A 1,377-nucleotide genomic window follows, 5' to 3' on the forward strand; every position below is an offset into this window, starting at 1 on the left:
GCTTTAATAAAAATAGTATAGCTTTTTTTTCCAGACGAAACTTCAAACTTAGTGGTAGAAATATGGGCTGGGACTATTTTGAGTCGAATTTTTCAAAAAATGTAGATGTTGTTTTTCCTGAAAAAATCCGCTTAGATGAACAGCTTAAGAAAATATTATCAGCACGCACTCTCGTTTTTGAGGAAGGAAGTTCAATTCACCTACTCGATCTGTTGCCAAAATTAGATAAGAAAATTATTTTTATAAAGCGGAGAGCTGGTTCGAGCTACCTTGAAACATTACTAGAAAATAAAACAGATGAGCTAGTTATTTATAATGATATAAAAGAAAGCCCATTAATTTTTAAAAAGGATGCTAGGCATAATGTTTGCTCGAGATTTAATCAACCAGAGTCTTTTTTCTCTTTTCTCAAAAGTATGAAAGTAATAGATGCCTTAAATAGTTTTAACTCGAATGCATTTATTGAGGAAGAGGAAAAGGATATAAATAACTATCTATTAGATAGAGTAAAGGCTGATAATGAATATTTTAGATGATTCAATAGAGATAAATGGAGTTAGATACGAAGATAGCTCTCTTATATTCAATGTTTACAGTAGTATAAAGACTCACCTTGAGTTTATTTACGTTAATGACAAACGCTACTCAATAATTGAAAATTGTTTTTCAATTATATTAGATGAGAGCGAAAAATTCATTATAACGAATGTTTATTTTATTATTGATGGCATTAAACAAGATATTAGTATAAGCAATCTCCCCCAGCTCTTTGGTAAGTTCCCAGAAGCGAAGCTTGAGCACTCGATAAAGTTATTTATATCTCGACAAAATGCACTGCACATCAAGCAACCTTATCTCAGAATTGCGAATGGTATTAACTATGGTTATAGAGTTATTGAAAATAGCAGCTATAAAGATAAGGTTTTGGCTGAAAGTGTAATGTTAGGGCTAATTTTATTAACTTATCGACTTGATTCAAGCGAAAATTGTAAACAAGATAAATTCCACCTTAGACTTTCGTTATACTATGTACTCATGCAACTTTATATTTCAATGGGAAGCGAGGAGAGATTTTTAAAAATCTCCGGTGAGCTTGTGAAAACAGTATTATTTTTGAGAGAAAGATATAACTTCAAAGATTCATATTATAACGTTGTTAAATCATTCATACTGATCTCCCTCTATACGAAAAAGGCAAAACAAGGTTTATCAGCAGTTATTTTCTCATTTTGCTTGCGGCTAGGCAAAAATGCTTTTGCAGGTTTTAATGATTCTAGGGTTGAAAAAACATTTGAAGAGCTTTCTGAGTCCATTAGTGATCTATCGTTATTAAAAAAAATAGCCAATGATAGTTATCAAGAGTCTGGTACTTTTTAC

The 1,377-nt window shown here is 31.2% G+C and carries 2 protein-coding genes; both read left to right on the forward strand.

The features are described 5' to 3' along the window. Window positions 1-536 (forward strand): hypothetical protein (locus H5072_RS19525; RefSeq protein ID WP_220488723.1); only part of this gene is annotated, 536 nt, incomplete at its 5' end. Then, the coding region (locus H5072_RS19530; RefSeq protein ID WP_182694518.1) for a hypothetical protein at window positions 520-1,377 on the forward strand (858 nt) is incomplete at its 3' end. The genes H5072_RS19525 and H5072_RS19530, both read left to right, overlap by 17 nt.

The organism is Pseudoalteromonas sp. SR45-5, from assembly GCF_014163565.1.
GTDB classification, from domain to species: domain Bacteria; phylum Pseudomonadota; class Gammaproteobacteria; order Enterobacterales; family Alteromonadaceae; genus Pseudoalteromonas; species Pseudoalteromonas distincta.